At 71.1% G+C, this 16,268-nt stretch carries 13 protein-coding genes; 8 read left to right on the forward strand and 5 right to left on the reverse strand.

Features of this window, described 5'->3' with window-relative positions; genetic code table 11:
- Positions 1-420: 420 nt before the first annotated feature.
- A complete protein-coding gene (locus ACFWBD_RS26850; RefSeq protein ID WP_385671748.1) occupies positions 421-870 on the forward strand; it encodes a PTS glucose transporter subunit IIA in 450 nt (149 codons plus the stop codon).
- Between the two features lie 80 nt (positions 871-950).
- Positions 951-2,621: a phosphoenolpyruvate--protein phosphotransferase gene (ptsP, locus tag ACFWBD_RS26855; RefSeq protein ID WP_385671751.1), complete on the forward strand. Its 1,671-nt coding sequence runs from the start codon at positions 951-953 to the stop codon at positions 2,619-2,621.
- A gap of 105 nt (positions 2,622-2,726) precedes the next feature.
- Here ptsP and ACFWBD_RS26860 read toward each other — a convergent pair whose 3' ends face one another.
- On the reverse strand, positions 2,727-3,620 hold the full coding sequence (locus tag ACFWBD_RS26860; RefSeq protein ID WP_385671754.1) for a hypothetical protein: 894 nt from the start codon (positions 3,618-3,620) through the stop codon (positions 2,727-2,729).
- 195 nt (positions 3,621-3,815) lie between these two features.
- The gene (locus ACFWBD_RS26865) at positions 3,816-5,783 is read right to left on the reverse strand and encodes an acetoacetate--CoA ligase (RefSeq protein WP_385671757.1); all 1,968 of its coding nucleotides are present in this window, start codon (positions 5,781-5,783) and stop codon (positions 3,816-3,818) included.
- A gap of 214 nt (positions 5,784-5,997) precedes the next feature.
- Between ACFWBD_RS26865 and ACFWBD_RS26870 the strand changes: the two genes are divergently transcribed.
- Complete coding sequence (locus ACFWBD_RS26870; protein WP_385671760.1) at positions 5,998-8,364, forward strand: TIM-barrel domain-containing protein; 2,367 nt, start codon at positions 5,998-6,000, stop codon at positions 8,362-8,364.
- A gap of 2 nt (positions 8,365-8,366) precedes the next feature.
- Here ACFWBD_RS26870 and ACFWBD_RS26875 read toward each other — a convergent pair whose 3' ends face one another.
- Both ACFWBD_RS26875 and ACFWBD_RS26880 read right to left on the reverse strand, forming a co-directional pair.
- Positions 8,367-8,903, reverse strand: coding sequence for an NUDIX domain-containing protein (locus tag ACFWBD_RS26875; protein WP_385671763.1), 537 nt, complete (start codon positions 8,901-8,903; stop codon positions 8,367-8,369).
- A 47-nt stretch (positions 8,904-8,950) separates the two neighbouring features.
- Positions 8,951-9,760, reverse strand: a complete 810-nt coding sequence (locus ACFWBD_RS26880; RefSeq protein WP_385671765.1) for a M15 family metallopeptidase — start codon at positions 9,758-9,760, stop codon at positions 8,951-8,953.
- 97 nt (positions 9,761-9,857) lie between these two features.
- Here ACFWBD_RS26880 and ACFWBD_RS26885 point away from each other — a divergent pair, with 97 nt between their 5' ends.
- The 5 genes from ACFWBD_RS26885 (at position 9,858) to glpK (ending at position 15,550) form a co-directional block, all read left to right on the forward strand.
- Entirely contained in the window at positions 9,858-10,280 is a 423-nt protein-coding gene (locus ACFWBD_RS26885; protein ID WP_385671943.1) for a Zn-ribbon domain-containing OB-fold protein, read from the forward strand.
- A complete protein-coding gene (locus tag ACFWBD_RS26890) occupies positions 10,280-11,470 on the forward strand; it encodes a lipid-transfer protein (RefSeq protein ID WP_385671946.1) in 1,191 nt (396 codons plus the stop codon). The genes ACFWBD_RS26885 and ACFWBD_RS26890 overlap by 1 nt, the downstream gene beginning before the upstream one ends.
- Positions 11,471-11,599: 129 nt before the next feature.
- Positions 11,600-13,246, forward strand: coding sequence for a GGDEF domain-containing protein (locus tag ACFWBD_RS26895; protein ID WP_385671768.1), 1,647 nt, complete (start codon positions 11,600-11,602; stop codon positions 13,244-13,246).
- Positions 13,247-13,726: 480 nt separating this feature from the next.
- Positions 13,727-13,966: an aquaporin gene (locus tag ACFWBD_RS26900; RefSeq protein ID WP_385671771.1), complete on the forward strand. Its 240-nt coding sequence runs from the start codon at positions 13,727-13,729 to the stop codon at positions 13,964-13,966.
- A 63-nt stretch (positions 13,967-14,029) separates the two neighbouring features.
- The gene (gene glpK / locus ACFWBD_RS26905) at positions 14,030-15,550 is read left to right on the forward strand and encodes a glycerol kinase GlpK (protein ID WP_385671774.1); all 1,521 of its coding nucleotides are present in this window, start codon (positions 14,030-14,032) and stop codon (positions 15,548-15,550) included.
- A gap of 79 nt (positions 15,551-15,629) precedes the next feature.
- On the opposite strand, the gene ACFWBD_RS26910 is transcribed toward glpK, so the two are convergent.
- Complete coding sequence (locus ACFWBD_RS26910) at positions 15,630-16,235, reverse strand: ATP/GTP-binding protein (RefSeq protein ID WP_362529753.1); 606 nt, start codon at positions 16,233-16,235, stop codon at positions 15,630-15,632.
- Positions 16,236-16,268: the final 33 nt, after the last annotated feature.

The following is a 16,268-nucleotide window of genomic DNA, read 5'->3' on the forward strand; positions in this document are numbered from 1 at the left end:
TTTTTGGCACGCTGTTGAGTTCTCAAGGAACGGACGCTTCCTTTGTACTCACCCGAGAGACTCTCTCAGGCTTTCCTCCGGGCGCTTCCCTTCGGCCTTACGTTTCCGACTCTATCAGGGTTTTCCCGGCCTCCTGCACCACCGTTCCGCACACATGCGGAAGATGATCCAGAGATAGGATCTGACAAGCTGGGTGCTGCTCGATAAGCGCGCTTGATCGCGTTGCTCACCCTTAAGCAGGAGTACGACTGTACACGGGGCCGCGGATGCGCTGCAAATCGACTACGCTAGTGGTCTAGACCACGGATCGGGTGCTCTCGTGCGGAACCGGTACTTCATATGACATACCCTGCTGCACAGTGCGCCGACCCGGACAAGCAGTGACGGCCCATATACATCTCCACCCCTGGGAGGCTTCCCATGACCACCGTGACGTCCCCTCTAGTAGGACGCGCCATCGGACTGGCTGCCGTGCCGGACCCGGTCTTCTCCGGGGCCATGGTCGGCCCGGGCACGGCGATCGACCCGGTACGTGAGCCTTCCGAGGCCGTCGCACCCGTGGACGGAGTCATCGTCTCCCTCCACCCGCACGCCTTCGTCGTGGTCGACTCCGAGGGACATGGGGTGCTCACCCATCTCGGGATCGACACCGTGCAGCTCAACGGCGAGGGCTTCGAGCTTCTGGTGAACAAGGGCGACACCGTGACGCGCGGGCAGGGCATCGTGCGCTGGAACCCGGCCGCGGTCGAGGAGGCCGGAAAGTCCCCGGTGTGCCCCGTCGTCGCGCTGGAGGCCACGGCCGACGCACTCGGCGAGCTCCGTGAAGACGGCGATGTCAAAGCCGGCGACGTTCTCTTTTCCTGGCAGTAGCGCTGACGCCGTCGTACCGACGGCACGCAGGGACAACCACCGCGGCGGCGGGACCCGCCGCACTATCGGAGACGGGTGAGATGGAGACAACGCTGCGAGGCGTCGGCGTGAGTCACGGTGTGGCGATCGGCGAGGTTCGGCACATGGGAACGGCGGTCCTCGAACCGCCCGCCAAGCAGATCCCGGCGGAGGAGGCGGAGCGCGAACAGGGGCGCGCCCGCAAGGCCGTGGAAGCTGTGGCAGCCGATCTGATGGCGCGCGGCAATCTGGCGGGGGGTGAAGCCCAGGCGGTGCTCGAGGCACAGGCCATGATGGCCCAGGACCCCGAGCTGATGGTCGACGTGGACCGGCGCATCGCCGTCGGCAGCACGGCCGAGCGTGCCGTGTACGACGCTTTCGCCGCCTACCGTGAGTTGCTCGCCGGAGCCGGCGAGTACCTCGCCGGTCGTGTGGCCGACCTCGACGATGTACGGAATCGTATCGTCGCCCGTCTGCTGGGCGTTCCGATGCCCGGTGTCCCGGACAGTGACGAGCCCTACGTGCTGGTGGCCCGGGACCTGGCGCCCGCCGACACCGCGCTGCTGGACCCGACGCTCGTGCTCGGTTTCGTGACCGAGGAGGGCGGGCCGACGAGCCACAGCGCCATCCTGGCGCGTGCGCTCGGTGTGCCGGCCGTCGTGGCCCTGCCGGGTGCCGGTGAGCTCGCCGAGGGAACGGTGATCGCCGTCGACGGCAGCACCGGCGACATCTTCGTGAACCCGAGCGAGGAGAAGAAAGCCCAGCTCGAGGCCGCGGCCGCCGAGCGCAGGGCGGCGCTGTCCGCCTCGACCGGCCCGGGTGCCACCGCCGACGGCCACAAGGTGCCGCTGCTGGCGAACATCGGAGGGCCCGCCGATGTGCCGGCAGCCGTGGAAGCCGGTGCGGAAGGCGTCGGACTCTTCCGTACCGAGTTCCTCTTCCTCGACGACAGCAAGAGCGCGCCGTCCGAGGAGAAGCAGGTCGAGGCCTATCGGAAGGTGCTCGAGGCGTTCCCCGAGGGACGAGTCGTCGTGCGCGTGCTGGACGCGGGCGCCGACAAGCCGTTGGACTTCCTCACCCCGGCCGACGAGCCCAACCCGGCTCTGGGCGTGCGTGGACTTCGCACCCTGCTGGACCACCCCGACGTCCTGCGGACCCAGCTGACGGCGCTGGCGAAGGCGGCTGAGGGGCTGCCCGTCTACCTCGAGGTCATGGCGCCGATGGTGGCGGACCGCGCCGACGCGAAGGCGTTCGCGGACGCCTGTCGCGAGGCGGGACTGCGGGCGAAGTTCGGTGCGATGGTGGAGATCCCGTCAGCCGCTCTGCGGGCTCGTTCGATCCTGCAAGAGGTGGAGTTCCTTTCGCTGGGCACGAACGACCTCGCGCAGTACACGTTCGCTGCCGACCGGCAGGTGGGTGCGGTGTCCCGGCTGCAGGATCCGTGGCAGCCCGCGCTGCTGGACCTCGTGGCCCTGTCCGCCGAGGCGGCACGGGCCGAGGGCAAGAGCTGCGGTGTGTGTGGTGAGGCCGCGTCCGATCCGCTGCTCGCGTGTGTGCTGACGGGTCTGGGAGTCACCTCTCTTTCCATGGGGGCTGCGTCGATTCCCTATGTGCGGACCGCGCTGGCGAAGTACACGATGGCGCAGTGCGAGCGTGCCGCGGCTGCCGCGCGTGCGGCGGACAGTGCCGACGAGGCGCGCACCGCGGCGCAGGCCGTGCTTTCCGGCGAGTAGCCGGTTCCGGCCGGCGACCGGTCGGTGAATCAGGGGCGCTCCGCCTTCGGGTGGAGCGCCCCTGCTGTGTCTGAGCGTCCGGGCGTTCTCTTTCGTCTCTTTCGGTCAGTGACGGTGGCCCGGCGTCTTCCCCTCCCGGCCGAGGTCCGGTGGGAAGCAGTAGTCCACGTTGGACTCGGGTGAGATGAGGTCGCCGGACTCCACGTCGGTGCAGTAGGCGTCGAAGACCTCGCCGGCTGTCAGGGGTTCGAGGCCGTCGCCGCGCAGGCGCCACCCGTAGATCCGGTCGGAGGTGTCGTGGGCCGTGGTGCGCATGACCAGGCCGCCGGGGCTCTGGGTGGCGAGGCCGAGGGCGAGGACGGTGGTGAACTCGAGTGCCTCGGCCTCGTCGAGTTGGGTGGCGCCGTCGGCCTCGTCGTCCGCGTGGAGGACGGCGACCAGTGTTTCGGGTGTGCCGGTCACGCTGCACACGAGGTGCCGGTCGCCGGGTGGCGCCGTGTCGAGGATGCGGGCGACGAGGTCCGACGCGCGGGTGAAGGCGGCGCGGCCGATGTCCTCGCCACAGGTCGCGCAGGCGCCGAGGCGGGCGAGCAGGGTCGCCGCGTACTCCCAGGTCGCCTGGCGTACGGCTTCGTCGACGAGGGCGGGGAGGAGGTCGGCGAGGGCCTGGCCCTCGTAGGGGATGGTGGGGCCCGTGGTGGCGAGTTCGGCCGTGAAGCGGGTGCGGTTGGCGGGGATGTCCGGGTCGAGTCCCCTGCCGGTGCAGTAATCGGCGTATTCCCGTGGGTCGAAGAGGGCCACGGTGGTGTGGGTGCCCTGCATGGCGCGTGTCCTCAGGAGGTCTTCGACCTGCTGGAGGTAGACGGCGTGATCGTCGAACGTGAAGGTGCGGTAGCGCCGCATGGCACGGAAGTCGTGTTCGTCGGTGAGCAGGCCGATGGTGCCGGCGATTTCACGGCGCAGGACACGTCGCATGGTCCGGTGGTCGGTGTGTGCCATGTTTCCCCCTGTGTGCGCAGTCGATCGATGCTCACTCACAGTAACCGGCGGCACTGACAACGGGTCCTGCCCGATCAGGTCGAGGGCCCGATGACGATCGCGGTGGTGACGCGAGGGGCGCGGGGGGGCGCGCGATATCGGCCGGCCTCGGACTTCGTGGTGGTACCGGGTGAGTCCGAGGCCACCTGCGGCGGCTCAGGCCCGCTTGCGGGCGAGGTCCTCGTAGAAGTGCAGGAGGTCGAGGTTGTCGATGGAGCCCGGGTTGACCGCCTTCTCCAGTGCGGTGCCCTGGAGGAGGCGTTTGACCGGGACCTCGATACGTTTGCCGGTGAGGGTGTGCGGGACTCCTGGTACCTCGATGACCTCGTCGGGGACATGGCGCGGCGAGAGCTGTTCGCGGATGGCCTGTTTGATGCGGCCGAGGAGGGCCTCGTCGAGTGCGACTCCCGGGGCGAGGTGCACGAAGAGGGGCATCCAGTAGCCGCCGTCGGGCTGCTCGATGCCGATGACCAGGGATTCCTTGATCTCGGGGAGCCGTTCGACGACCTCGTAGATGTCGGCGGAGCCCATGCGTACGCCCTGGCGGTTGAGCGTGGAGTCGGAGCGGCCGTGGATGACGACGGAACCGCGTGAGGTGACGGTGATCCAGTCGCCGTGGCGCCACACGCCTGGGTAGGTGTCGAAGTAGCTCTCGTGGTAGCGGCTGCCGTCGGGGTCGTTCCAGAACCGGACCGGCATGGACGGCATGGGGTTGGTGACGACGAGTTCGCCGACCTCGTCGGTCAACGGGTGACCGTTCGCGTCCCAGGACTGCAGGTCGGTGCCGAGGCCGGGCGCCTGGAGTTCGCCGGTATGGACCGGGAGTGTCGGGACGGCGCCTGCGAAGCAGGAGCACACGTCCGTGCCGCCGCTGACGGAGGCGATCCACAGGTTGTCGCGAACCTCGTCGTGCAGCCAGCGGAAGCCGTCGGGCGGGAGCGGGGATCCCGTGGTGGCGACGCACTGGACCTTGGAGAGGTCGAAGTCGCGGGCCGGGTGCACCTCCGCTTTGCGGCAGGCCATGACGTACGCGGCCGACGTGCCGTACAGGGTGGCGCCTGTGCGCTCGGCGATCCGCCACTGTGCGCCGGTGTCGGGATAGCCGGGGCTGCCGTCGTAGAGGACGATCGTCGTGCCGGTCAGCAGGCCGGAGACGAGGAAGTTCCACATCATCCAGCCGGTCGAGGTGTACCAGAAGAAGCGATCTTCGGGGCCCAGGTCGCAGTGCAGTCCGAGCTGCTTGAGGTGCTCGACCAGGATGCCGCCCTGAGACTGGACGATCGCCTTGGGCAGACCGGTCGTACCGGAGGAGTAGAGCACCCACAGGGGGTGGTCGAAGGGAACCTGTTCGAAGACGGGTGCCTCGTCCGCGGCCGTCAGGGCCGACCACTCCAGGGCCCCCTGGGGCGGCTCCGTGCCCAGCAGGGGGATGTGGACGACGGCGCGCAGGGTGGGCAGTTCGGCGCGGAGTTCGGCGACGACGTCACGGCGATCGTGCTCCTTGCCGCCGTAGCGGTAACCGTCGACCGTGAACAGGACGACGGGTTCGACCTGCTGGAAGCGGTCGAGGACGCTGCGGGCGCCGAAGTCGGGGGCGCAGGAGGTCCAGACGCCCCCCACGGCGGCCGTCGCGAGGAGGGCTACGACGGCCTGCGGGATGTTCGGGAGGTAGCCGCTGACCCGGTCACCCGGGCGGACGCCCAGGGCGCGCAGTTCACCGGCCAGCGAACCGACCTGGCGGCGCAGCTCGGACCAGGTCACCGGGCTCGGTTCATGGGTCTCGTCGACGTACAGCAGGGCCGGTTCGGCCGGGCGGGTGGCGGCCGCGCGCAGCGCGTGCTCGGCGTAGTTCAGCGTCGCTCCGGGGAACCACTGGGCGCCGGGCATGGAGCGGTCGCCCAGCACGCGCGCGTAGGGCGTCGAGAACCGTACGTCGAACCACTCCGTGACGGCTTTCCAGAACGTCTCCAGCTCGTCCACGGACCAGCGGTGCAGTGCCGGATATCCGCCGTCGGACGGGGCTCCGTGCTGGTCGGCGGCCCAGGCCTGGAACTTCGTGACCTGGGCCTGGGCGATGCGCTGCGGATCGGGCCGCCAGAGCGGCTCGGGGTTCACGGTCGGCATGGGGCGGCTCCCGGGCTGTACGCGTCGTGTGCGTCGCCCGCGCACGAGCTGGGGTGGTGCGCGTGACGCGGCTGACACGGACGATGCCATGTGATCGACTTCTGCACCAGGGTGGGCTCCCCACAGTCCGTCTCGTGAAGATGTGGCCTCACCACGGGTGAACGGCAGTTGAACGACCCGCGCGCGTCGCGCGGTCAGTGACAGGGTGAACAGCATGGACGGTCGTGACCTGGTGCGTTCGATGAAGGCGGTCGGTTCCGCGGGAGCTGCCCAGGGATTGCGGACGGTGCGGGCCGCTTGGCGCAGGAACCGTGCCGACGCCGCCGCCTTGCCGGTGCGGGGTCCCGAGCGCGCGCGGGTGCCTGGTCCTGTGCAGGAGGTGGAGCCGGGGCCCGGCGGTGGGACGCTCCGGTTCAGTCGCTCCGAGCTGAGGATCCGCGTCGCCGTGAACGGCGCGGTGTTCTGGGGCTGGGACGGTGCCGAGCCCGAGCCGTCGTACGCGCTGGCCGGTCGCTGTCCGGAGCCGGATCCCCGAGCGGTGCTGGAGCCCGACAAGGACGGCGGGTGGCGCGTCGTCGCCGAGCGGGTGACGGTCGTGGTGTCACGGCACGGCGCCATCAAGGTGTGCACGCCCGGGGGCGTGATGCTGCGGCGTGAGCTGCCGCCCCGGTGGTGGGAGCCGGAGGAGGGCGGCCAGGCGCGCTGGATGCAGCGTTCGGAGGTGGCGGCGGACGCGCGCTTCTTCGGCCTCGGCGGGCGGGCGTCCGGGCCGCGGCTGCGCGACGGGACGTACCGGCTGTGGAACACGGATCCCGGGCGCGCCTTCGGCCGTGGGGACGATCCGCTCCCTCTCACGATGCCGGTGCAGTTGGTCGTGGCCGACGCGGCCACTCACCTGGTGTTCCACGACACCTCCTGGGACGGCACCGTCACGCTGCGGGAGGGCGAGGAGGGGGCCGGCTCCGGGCACGACCGGTCGGGGGCGTGCGAGGTGCGGATGGACGGAGGTCCGTTGCGCTGCTGGGTGGTGGTGGGCACCCCCGCGCGCGTGCTGCTCGCCTGGGTATCGCTCACCGGGGCGCCTGCGCTGCCGCCCGCGTGGGCGCTCGGTCATCAGCTCGCGGGCCGGGGCCTCGGAAGCGAGGACGAGGTGCGCCGGACCGTGGCGGGCCATCAGGAGCACGGTCTGCCGCTCGACGCCGTTCACCTCGGCATCGACCACTGCGCCGAGCACCAGGTGTTCACCGTCGATCAGGAGCGCTTCCCGAAACCGGCGGTGCTCTCCGAGGAACTGCGGCGGGACGGGATCCGCCTGGTGTCGGCCGTGGGCCCGGCGGTCAAGGCCGTGCCGGGCAACGCCGTGTACGACGGCGGGGTGGCCGAGGACGCGTTCGTACGGGACGCGTCGGGGCGGCTCGTCAAGGGAGTCGCCAGGCCCGGGGAGGCCGTTTTCCCGGACTTCACCCACGCGCGCGTGAGGCAGTGGTGGGGAGGTCTCTACGCGGAACGGATCGCGCAGGGGTTCGCCGGCTTCTGGCACGACATGAACGAGCCGACGGTGTTCGCCGCCTTCGGGGAGCCGACGTTGCCCCGGTCGGCCCGGCACGCCCTGGAGGGACGCGGGGGTGACCATCGCGAGGCCCACAACGTGTACGGCCTGTGCATGGCCTCGGCAGCCTACGAGGGGTTGCGGGAACTGGTTCCGGACCAGCGGCCCTTCGTCGTCTCGCGGTCAGGCTGGGCCGGCGTGCAGCGCTACGGCGGCATCTGGTCGGGGGACGTCACCCCGGGCTGGCCGGGACTGCGGGCGTCGCTGTCCCTGGTGCTGGGGCTCGGGCTGTGCGGAGTGCCGTATGCGGGTTCCGACGTGGGCGGCTTCGACGGCGGCCCGTCGCCCGAGCTGTATCTGCGCCGGCTCCAGCTGGGCGCGTACCTGCCGCTGTTCCGCACGCGCGCGAGCGTGCGGGCCGGGCACCGGGAGCCGTGGGACTTCGGTGCCGAGGTGTTGGAGCACGCGCGTGTGGCGCTCGTCGAGCGTCGGCGGCTGCTGCCGTACTTCGTGACGCTGGCGCATCTGGCCCGGCGTACGGGGGCCCCTTATGTGCGTCCGGTGTGGTGGGGGGCGCACGGCAACCGGGCGTTGCGGGACTGCGAGGACGCCTTCCTGCTGGGTGACTGCCTCCTGGTGGCTCCGGTGCTCGCCCCCGGCGGCGACCGGCGAGCGGTGCAGTTGCCGCGGGGGCGCTGGTACGACACGGCGACGGGGCGGGCGTACCAGGGGCCGGGGCAGGTGCTCGTGGATGCCCCGCTGTCGCGTGTCCCGGTGCTCGCGCGCGCGGGTGCCGTCATACCGGTGCGCGGAGACGACGGGCGGCTGGAGTTGGAGGTGTGGGCGCCGGTGCGGGGGCGGACGGGTGGCGGCGTGGTGGTGCGGGACGCGGGCGACGGCTGGAAGGAGCCGGAGGTCGAGCGGTACGTCGCCCGCTGGGAGGGGCCGCGGGTCGTCGTCGAGCGGGAGGGTGAGGACGGCGTGCACGTGCCGTCCCACCGGGTGCGGGTGCGCGGGCTCGACGAGCGGTGAGCTCAGATGTAGCGGCCCTCGAAGAACGCCCGCACGGCGAGCGTGTGCAGGGGGAAGGCGAGCTCCTCCGGCCGGTGGAGAAGGTGCCAGCCCTCGGTCTCGTCCGTGGGGGCGGTCGCCGGGAGGCGGTCCGCGGGGCGCTCCGGCAGCAGCCCGAACAGCAGGAGGTGGCCGTCGGGAGAGCTCATGGCGTCGGCGAGCCGCACCTCGCGGGCCGCCGCGTCGATGCCGGTCTCTTCGCCGAGTTCACGCACGACGGCCTGGCGCCAGTCCTCGCGGTCGTCTATGTAGCCGCCGGGCAGCGCGATGCCCCCGCGCGCGGGGGCGATGGTTCGGGTGATGACGACCAGGGCGGTGCCCTTGGTGTCGTACACGGGCTGGAGCGCGACGGCGACCGGCAGCGGGTTGCGGTAGGCCACGGTGGCGCAGGCCGGACAGGTGCGGGGCCAGCCGGTGACGCCCTCCCCGTAGGGCGCTCCGCAGCTCGAACAGTGGGAGTCGCGCGCGGAGTTCGAAGTGGAGTGCAGAGTTTCGGACACGCGGCGGAGCGTATCCGATCTTGGGGAGGGCGTCGTACCGAGGCGGCTCAGTACGCCCGGGCGAGAGACCTGGCGGACACGGGGAAGTCGAAGTAGGTGTCGGGGTAGGGCTCGGGCTTGAAGGTGTAGTGCCACCATTCCTCGGCGAGGTTCACGAAGCCGAGCTCTTCCAGGCTGCTCGTCAGGAGCGTCCGGTTGGCGCGCTGCTGCCCTTGGACACGCGGGTCCAGGGTGTGGGCCAAGGTGTCGAAGCAGTCGAATCCGGTGCCCATGTCGACCGAGTTGTCGGGGAAGCGCCGCTGCTGCGGCGCGTAGCACGGCACAAGGGGTTCACCGGGCACGTAGGGCCTGGTCGGGGTGGCGGGGAGCCTCACGATGGTCACGTCCATGGTCGACCCGCGGCTGTGTCCGGACTTCTCGGCGATGTAGCCGTCCTCGAACAGACGGGTCTTGTCGACGTTCGGGTAGAACTCCCCCTTCGTCGTCTCGTCGTTCAGGTCCTCGGCCCAGCGGACGAAGTGGTTCACGGCGCGCTGGGGGCGGTAGCAGTCGTACACCTTGAGTGTGTATCCCTGGCTGAGCAGGCTCTTCTGGGCCTTGTGCAGGGCCTCGGCGGCCGGCCGGGTGAGGATGCAGATCGGCTGCCGGTAGCCGTCGATGCGTTCGCCGACGAAGTTGTGCGGGGTGAAGTAGCGCATCTCCTGGAGGATCGTCGGGTCCACGGTTCTCAGGGCCACGAAGTCCGCGGGGGCCACGGGGCCGGCGGCCGACCGCGCGGTCGTGGAGGCGGCGGTCACGGTCAGCAGGGCGACGAGCACGGCGACGACAGCGCGTACCGCGCCGGAAAGTCGTGTCATGTCTCCTGCCCTGCCCATTTCACCACGCCCGTGACACACTTCTGACGTTCCGTCAGACATGCTGTCGGGAGGGGTCTTGGCACGCACACGCACACCCGTGGTCACGGGATGGTTCGTCGGGGACGGGGAGGACTTCAGGCTGCTCGGCACGCGCTGCTCGGCTTGCGGGTCGGTCTTCTTCCCGCGTGAGGACACGCACTGCCGCAACCCGGGCTGCCGGGGCGGCCATCTGGAGGAGTTCCCGCTTTCACGGCGGGGGCGTGTGTGGTCGTACACGGACAGCCGGTACCGTCCGCCATCACCCTATGTGACCGATCCGGAACTTCCATGGGAGCCGTACGCGTTGATCGCTGTGGAGCTGGAGTCCGAGCGGATCGTGGTGCTGGGACAGGCGGTTCCCGGGGTCACCGTCGCCGATCTGACGGTGGGCATGGAGGTGGAGGTCGTCCCGGGCGTGCTCGACGAGGACGCGGATACGACGTGGACGACCTGGCGATGGCGGCCGACGGGGGTGGCGTGATGACGGCGGAGGTGGCGGTGCTCGGCGCCGGGATGCATCCGTGGGGCAAGTGGGGGCACGGCTTCGTCGAGTACGGCGTGAAGGCGGCGCGCGCGGCCCTCGCGGACGCCGGTGTGGACTGGCGGGACGTCGAATCGATCGTGGGCGCGGACACGGTGCGTGGCGGCTATCCGGGATATGTGGCCGGGGCGACGTTCGCCAAGGCCCTGGGGTGGCAGGGCGCCCGCGTCGCGAGCGTGTACGCGGCCTGCGCGTCGGGCGCTCAGGCGATCAACACGGCCCGGGCCCAGATCCTCGCGGGTCTGGCGGACGTGGTGCTCGTGGTGGGGGCCGACGCCGCCCCCAAGGGCTTCTTCCGGCCGGCGGGCGGGGATCGGCCGGACGACCCGGACTGGCTGCGGTTCCGGGTGCTCGGCGCGACCAACCCGACGTACTTCGGGCTGTACGCGCGCAGGCGCATGGCGGTGCACGGGGACACGCCGGAGGACTTCGCGCAGGTCAAGGTGAAGAACTCCGCTATGGGCGCGCTGAATCCGAACGCGCGCTACCGGAAGCGGGTCAGCGCGGAGGAGGTCGCCGCCTCCGCGGTGGTCGCCGATCCGCTGCGGTTGCTGGACATCTGCGCGACGTCGGACGGCGGGGCGGCCCTGGTGCTGTCCAGCATGGAGTTCGCCCGTCGGCACGGGGCGGCGGAGCCGGTACGGATCAGGGCGGTGTCCACCGTGACGCCCCGGTATCCCAGCACGGTGCTGGATCTGCCGGACATCGCGACCGATTCCGCGGCGGGGGCCGAGCCGGCCGGTGAACCCTTCCGGGCTTCGATCGCCCGCGCCGCCTATGAAGAGGCGGGCATCGGGCCCGAGGACCTGTCCCTGGCCGAGGTCTACGACCTGTCCACCGCACTGGAGTTGCAGTGGTACGAGGATCTGGGGCTGTGCGGCGAAGGCGAGGCCGCCAAGTTGCTGCGGGAGGGCGTGACGGCGCCGGGCGGCCGTATACCGGTGAACCCGAGCGGTGGACTCGCCTCCTTCGGCGAGGCGGTGCCCGCGCAGGCGATCGCCCAGGTCTGCGAGGTCACCTGGCAGTTGCGGGGGCAGGCGGGCGATCGTCAGATCCCGGACGCGCGCGTGGCCGTCACGGCGAACCAGGGGCTGTTCGGGCATGGTTCGGCGGTGGTCGCGGTGCGGTGAGGAGGACGGCTACGTCTCCGCCTCACCGCACCGCTCGGCCCGACTCACCCTCCGTGTTCACCCCGGAAACCTGTGTGAACGTCTCATGAACTGGGCCTGGGCGCCCGCCCGCAGCGCAATCATGCTGCCGTGCACTCCTGGACGGACACTCTCCGCTTCGCCTTCCAGCCGGTGGTCAACCTGACCACCGGAGGGGTCGCGGGGCTGGAGATACTCGCCCGCCCGGAGGCCGGAGACATCTTGGCGCAGGCTCGCCGGGATCCCGAACTCGACGGCCGACTGGCCGTGGCGGCGGTACGCGCGGCGGCCCGCAAGGAGACCTTGCTGCCCCTGCATGTGAACGTGTTCGCCGGCACTCTGGCCGATCTCGGTGGGCTCACCGCGCTGCACGACGCCGTGCGCGAGGCGGGGCGGTTGCCGTGGGAAGTCACGCTCGACGTGGTTCCGCCCTTCACGCACGTTCCTCAGCCCGCGCTCCTGGCGGCCGTGGCGGCACTCCGCGAACAGGGCTTCCGCGTCGGCGCGGACGGGGTCGGGGACGGGGACGCACCGCTGCGGCTGCTCGTCGACATCGCGCCGGACCTGGTCAAACTCGACGCCTCGCTCCTGACCCGGCCCGCGGCGGTGAGGGCGATGCGGACGCTGTGCGACGAGTTGGGGGCGCTGCTGGTCGTCGAGGGCGTCGAGACCGAACTCCAGTGTGCGGCCGCGATGTCGGCCGGGGCGCAGCTGGCCCAGGGCACGCTCTTCGCGCCGCCGAGCCGGGTGCCCGCCGCCGACGTGTACGTTCCGCCGCTCGGTCCCGGCGTCCTGCCGGCGCTCCGGTCGGGGCCGTCGGTGCGGGAGTTCGTCCGGCCGGCCGCGCTGCTGCCCGCGACCGCCTCCGCCGGGCAGGTGCGGGCGCTGCTGACGGGCGCGCCGGACGTGTCCGGGGTGCTGCTCGTGGACCGCACCGGGGTCCCCGTCCGGTCGGTGCACCGGTCGCGCTTCCTGCTGTCGATGTCAGGGCGCTACGGCCATGCCCTGTACGCGGACCGTCCCGCGGCCAAGCTCGGGTATCCGCCGCGGACGGTCGGCGTGGACGCGACGGCGTGGGAGGTTCTGGACGTGGTCGCGGTCGGCGACCCTGACCGTACCTCCGACGATGTGGCGGTCGTCGACCGCGGCGGGCGCTGCGTGGGCGTCGTCCGGCTCGCGGACCTCGTACGGGCGTTGGCCGAGAGCCGGGTCGAGGAGGCGGCCGGCCTCAACCCGCTGACACGGCTGCCCGGTTCGGACACGATCACCGGGGAGGTGGACCGGAGGATCGCCGAGGGGTGGGCGTTCGCGCTGAGCTGGCTGGACATCGACCACTTCAAACAGGTCAATGACGGGGCCGGGTTCGCTGCGGGTGACGAGCTGATCCGGTCGGTGGGCCGGGCACTCCGGATGACGGCGTCGGGGAACGCGCGCGTGGGCCACATCGGCGGGGACGACTTCCTGGTGCTGGCCGATCCGGAGAGCCTCGAGCCACTGGTCTCCACCGTGCTGGACGTTCCGTGGTCGGCGGGCGGGCACCCGGTCACGCTGTCGCTGGCCACGGTCCTGTGCCGGCCGGGCAGTGTGACTGACCACCGCCAGGCGGCGGCGTGTCTGGCGCCCCTGAAGAAGGCCGCGAAGTCATTGCGAGGGGCGAGCTGGGTCGTTGGGCACGCGGGTCTGGCCGGATACCAGATCCGGCGAGGGGCTCAGCCGATGACACCAGCGGGAACGGGGGCGGAGACGGGGATGGGCTGACCTGACGTCGGCGGCCGGACAGGCGGCCGAACCGGGGTGGTCGGTACCGGACGACATCCCGCTGTCGGGCTCGGCGATGTCCGCCGGTCCTCCCGGGGCCCGGGCCGAGGTCAGGCAGCGGGGAGGGGGCGAGCCGGGGGCGCTGGGCCGACGGTCGACGCCCCGCACGCCGGGTCGCGCGGCCGCCCCAGGCGTCCCCAACCGTTGCCGTCGGCCTCCTTGACGCTCCCTGGGCGCCGGTGAACACTTCCCGGTGTCAGCCGACATCGCCGTACATTCTCGGCGTGTCCAGGCACGCGCCATGCGTGCTCCCGAGGGAAGGCCCACTCCCCCGAGGGCGATTCGGCCAGGACGGCACGCTCGTCACGGACGCCGGGCGGGGCACGGGATCTCCCTGCCCCGGCCGCAGCAGCCACGGGAACAGCACCCTGCACGGAGCACCGGGGTCGATCCGCCCCCGGGCCGGGCCCAGGAGCCGCCATGAGCAACGGAGACATATTCGTCGGCGAGGTCATCGGTGCCGCGATCCTCATCCTGTCCGGCGCGGGAGCCCGCGCTGCTGTCACCAACCCGGCACGCGACCTCGGGCCCCGCATCGTGCGCTCCTTCCTGCCCATCCCGGACAAGGGCACCTCGGACTGGGGTGACGCCTGGATCCCGGTCGCCGGTCCGCTGGTCGGCGGGGCGCTCGCGGGCCTCCTCCACCACGCGGCCTTCTGAGCAGAGGTCCCACCGCCGCCGCAGTCATCCACGCAGCCTTCTGAACCAGCCCAAGGGGTAGCCATGACGGACAACGCCGAGAAGTACGTCGCCGCGATCGACCAGGGCACCACCTCCAGCCGCTGCATCGTCTTCGACCGGAACGGCGCGATCGTCGCCGTCGACCAGCGCGAGCACCGCCAGATCTTCCCCAAGCCCGGCTGGGTGGAGCACGATGCCACGGAGATCTGGTCCAAGGTGCAGGCGGTGGTCGCCGGGGCGATCGCCAGGGCCGGGCTGCGCGCCGACCAGATCAGCGCCCTCGGGATCACCAACCAGCGCGAGACGACCGTGCTGTGGGACCGCGCCACCGGCAAGCCGGTGCACAACGCGATCGTGTGGCAGGACACCCGCACCGCGGCACTCTGCGGCCGGCTGGGGGGATCCGACGGGCAGGACCGTTTCCGTGAGCAGACCGGGCTGCCGCTGGCCAGCTACTTCTCCGGGCCCAAGGCGGCCTGGCTGCTCGACAACGTGCCGGGCCTCAGGGCGCGCGCCGAGCGCGGTGAGATCGCCTTCGGCACGATCGACTCCTGGCTCGTCTGGAACCTCACCGGCGGCACCGACGGCGGCGTGCACGTCACCGACGTCACCAACGCCGGGCGCACCATGCTGATGAACCTGGAGACCCTGCAGTGGGACGCCTCCATCCTGTCCGCGATGGGCGTGCCCGAGGCCATGCTGCCGGAGATCAGATCCTCCGCCGAGGTGTACGGCACGGCCGTGGGCCAGCTCGGCGGCGTGCCGGTCGCCTCGGCGCTGGGCGACCAGCAGGCAGCGGTGTTCGGCCAGGCCTGCTACGAGGTGGGCACGGCGAAGAACACGTACGGGACGGGAAGCTTCCTGCTGCTCAACACGGGCAACCGGCCGGTGCCGTCGAAGAGCGGGCTGTTGACGACGATGGGCTACAAGATCGGCAGTGAGGCGCCCGTCTACTGTCTGGAGGGTTCGATCGCCATAACGGGTGCGCTCGTGCAGTGGTTCCGGGACCAGCTCGGCATCATCCGTACGGCTGACGAGATCGAGAGCCTGGCGGCGAGCGTCGACGACAACGGCGGCGCCTACATCGTCCCCGCCTTCTCGGGACTGTTCGCGCCGTACTGGCGCTCCGACGCGCGGGGTGTCGTCACCGGCCTCACGCGCTACGTCACGAAGGGGCATCTCGCGCGTGCGGTGCTCGAGGCGACGAGCTGGCAGACGCGCGAGGTCGTGGACGCCATGTTCCAGGACTCCGGGGTGCAGATCACGGCCCTGAAGGTGGACGGGGGCATGACCAAGAACAACCTGCTCATGCAGCATCAGGCGGACGTGCTCGGCGTGCCCGTGATCCGGCCCCGGGTCTCCGAGACGACCTGCCTGGGCGCGGCGTACGCCGCGGGGCTCGCCGTGGGCGTGTGGAACGACCTCGACGAGCTCAAGGCGCACTGGCGGAAGGACGCCGAGTGGACTCCGGCCATGGAGGCGTCGGTGCGTGACCGCGAGTACCACAACTGGCGCAAGGCCGTGGAGAAGAGTTTCGGTTGGCTGGAGGACGGCGAGGGCTAGTACGCGCGCGTGCGTCCCCTTGGGCCACGGCCCGTACCCCGGTCGGCGGGGGTGCGGGCCGTGCGGCCGTGCGGGTGTCTCAGGTGGTGATCGCCTGGCGGCGTTCGGCCCCGAAGTCCATCGCGTGCTGCACGACGCCGACCAGAACGTCCCTCACCGATCTTCGGTCGCGGGCGTCGCACAGCACCACGGGGATGCCGTCGTCGAGGTCCAGGGCACCGCGGACGTCCTCCTCCGGGTAACGGGCGGAGCCCTCGAAGCAGTTGACGGCGATGAGGAAGGGGATGGAGCGCCGTTCGAAGTAGTCGACGGCGGCGAAGCAGTCCTCGAGCCGGCGGGTGTCGGCGAGCACGACGGCGCCGAGCGCGCCCTCGGAGAGCTCGTCCCACATGAACCAGAACCGCTCCTGGCCGGGCGTCCCGAAGAGGTAGAGCACCAGGTCCTCGCGCAGGGTGATGCGCCCGAAGTCCATGGCGACGGTGGTGGTGTGCTTGGCCTCGACGCCGGTCGTGTCGTCGACCGGGCGGCCCGCCTCGGTGAGGTACTCCTCGGTACGAAGCGGCTTGATCTCGCTGACCGCCCCGACGAGGGTGGTCTTGCCCACGCCGAAGCCGCCGGCCACCAGGATCTTGAGCGTGACGGGCTCGACCGGGGGCTTGCCGCGCTCAGAACGCCCGAAGATCATCGATCATTTCTCCTGCTCGATGGCTTGACTCGA

Origin of the sequence: Streptomyces sp. NPDC060002 (assembly GCF_042737245.1) — a bacterium.
Classification (GTDB): Bacteria; Actinomycetota; Actinomycetes; order Streptomycetales; family Streptomycetaceae; genus Streptomyces.

Bases quoted from the DNA above. Each gene is read 5' to 3' on its own strand.
- ACFWBD_RS26850 (WP_385671748.1), top strand. From the start codon at position 421: ATGACCACCGTGACGTCCCCTCTAGTAGGACGCGCCATCGGACTGGCT.
- ptsP (WP_385671751.1), top strand. From the start codon at position 951: ATGGAGACAACGCTGCGAGGCGTCGGCGTGAGTCACGGTGTGGCGATC.
- ACFWBD_RS26860 (WP_385671754.1), bottom strand. From the start codon at position 3,620: ATGGCACACACCGACCACCGGACCATGCGACGTGTCCTGCGCCGTGAA.
- ACFWBD_RS26865 (WP_385671757.1), bottom strand. From the start codon at position 5,783: ATGCCGACCGTGAACCCCGAGCCGCTCTGGCGGCCCGATCCGCAGCGC.
- ACFWBD_RS26870 (WP_385671760.1), top strand. From the start codon at position 5,998: ATGGACGGTCGTGACCTGGTGCGTTCGATGAAGGCGGTCGGTTCCGCG.
- ACFWBD_RS26880 (WP_385671765.1), bottom strand. From the start codon at position 9,760: ATGACACGACTTTCCGGCGCGGTACGCGCTGTCGTCGCCGTGCTCGTC.
- ACFWBD_RS26890 (WP_385671946.1), top strand. From the start codon at position 10,280: ATGACGGCGGAGGTGGCGGTGCTCGGCGCCGGGATGCATCCGTGGGGC.
- ACFWBD_RS26900 (WP_385671771.1), top strand. From the start codon at position 13,727: ATGAGCAACGGAGACATATTCGTCGGCGAGGTCATCGGTGCCGCGATC.
- glpK (WP_385671774.1), top strand. From the start codon at position 14,030: ATGACGGACAACGCCGAGAAGTACGTCGCCGCGATCGACCAGGGCACC.
- ACFWBD_RS26910 (WP_362529753.1), bottom strand. From the start codon at position 16,235: ATGATCTTCGGGCGTTCTGAGCGCGGCAAGCCCCCGGTCGAGCCCGTC.